The following is a 1,798-nucleotide window of genomic DNA, read 5'->3' on the forward strand; positions in this document are numbered from 1 at the left end:
GTTTTAAGATAGCTAATGTAGAAAATGATATACAAATTAAGCTAATTGAATTTTATTTCCATTGTAACGACATCAACGAGTTTAACCTAGATGTGGTAAAATGTATGAACTATTGTCCTTTAAATTCGACTAATGAATATATGACGATATTAAAGTTTTTAAACTCATTACAAATGAATGTCAATTTGAAATTAATTTCCTATTTTAGAAGACTGATTTCCATTTATCAGAAAACCATTTCCAAATCTATAGAATTAACTTCCATATTTTCAAAATTGACCTCCTCAACTTTAGAACTCATTTCCTCATATAACAAATCCATCTTCTCTTTTAACAAATTGACTTCCTGTTTTCCGAATTTCTTTTCCACCATTTTAGAATTATTGTATCTTGGGATATACCTTGAAGATGGTTCCTCACCTTTTGAAATCTGAAGATCATAATTTTTTGGTCTAATTTCTTCTAATAGAGGAGTACCATTAATTTTTAGATTTAGTATTTTTTCAACGTGATTATGTACAGTTTCAACTAATTTATAATTTAATGTACCTGCAATGGTACTTAATTTCCACCACATTTGTTTATCATCAGCAGCTCCATATTTGTAGGCTTTGAGAAAGAACAAATAAGTTACAAATTCATTCCGAGATAGTTGTTTATTAGTTAATAAATCTAAATCTTCTAATGTAACCATAAAGAAACTAACAGGAACGGCTTCATATTTATTAGACTTGTAATATGGAATATAATTTGTATACCAGTGAAGAGTTTTTTGATTCTTTCTTGTTTTAGGGTTATAAGCTGAATGTTCTTTTTCCGAAATTAAGGATACTTCCATTTCTTCAACAATTTCTACTTTATCTTCGTATGAGTAATACCTAGCATTGGTTTTCCCTTTGATTTCTTGTAGCCCTTTTAAGACAAGTTTCAACTGTTTAGTGCTGCACCCCACACATTTTGCCATTTCTTCATAATTTAATGTAGTAATTTTATTTACAGTCATAAATTGAAGGAAGATAAAAACTGTCATATCTAATTCAGTGAATTGTTTTTCGTCCATGTACAATTCATCAAAAATCCCATTTGGAATAAGGACATATTTCATTCCATTATCTTCAATCATATTTCTTATATCTTTATTTGTTACGATAGTCCTCTTCTGTCTTGTTCTCATTTACATTACTCCTTCTGTGTAATTGTTTAATTAATTGGTATTAACATACCTGTTTAACATGTTGCTGAATTACTTGATTTACTTCTTTGGTACGCCAGAACAACCAGAAACGTCTCTCATTGTTCGATACAGCTGTTGTAATAAATTTGATACCATTTGCCTTAAGTTTATTTTTCAAAGCGATATCGTAGCAGAAAACAGCATATTCTTGTTATATTCCATTTTTGATCCACCTCCCTTCGTTATGTTTGTTAATTCCTTGTAAAGAGATTTATCATAGCATTCTATACTTACCTGCTTTTGAATAACTTGAACAATAAATAACTCTTTAGGGGGTAAAGCTCTATGGCAAATCTAAAGGATAAGTTTACAGTTCAAGATACCAGAGAACTCAATGAAAGGTTAAATAGTATCTTTTATCAAGTTACACACGCAAATACCATAAAAACTGTTGGTGTTACTGAACTACAATTACTTGATGTTATTGACCACTTATGTAGGGTCTCAGGTATGCTTTGTAACATGGTTGAACAACAATTAGAAGGACATATAGAAACCTTTGATCCTTATACCTATATAGATAGAAAATTAGGGACTGCTGAAAAAGGAATAACCAATTTCTTA

Annotated in this window: 2 protein-coding genes; one reads left to right on the top strand and one right to left on the bottom strand. The window is 29.8% G+C overall.

Annotated elements, in window-relative coordinates; all coding sequences use genetic code 11:
- Positions 1-226 precede the first annotated feature (226 nt).
- Complete coding sequence (locus V7266_RS30665) at positions 227-1,174, bottom strand: hypothetical protein (RefSeq protein ID WP_335473053.1); 948 nt, start codon at positions 1,172-1,174, stop codon at positions 227-229.
- Positions 1,175-1,519: 345 nt separating this feature from the next.
- Here V7266_RS30665 and V7266_RS30670 point away from each other — a divergent pair.
- Positions 1,520-1,798: hypothetical protein (locus V7266_RS30670; RefSeq protein WP_335473054.1), on the top strand; the 279-nt coding region annotated here is incomplete at its 3' end.

The organism is Neobacillus drentensis (assembly GCF_036965645.1).
Lineage (GTDB): Bacteria > Bacillota > Bacilli > Bacillales > Cytobacillaceae > Neobacillus > Neobacillus drentensis_D.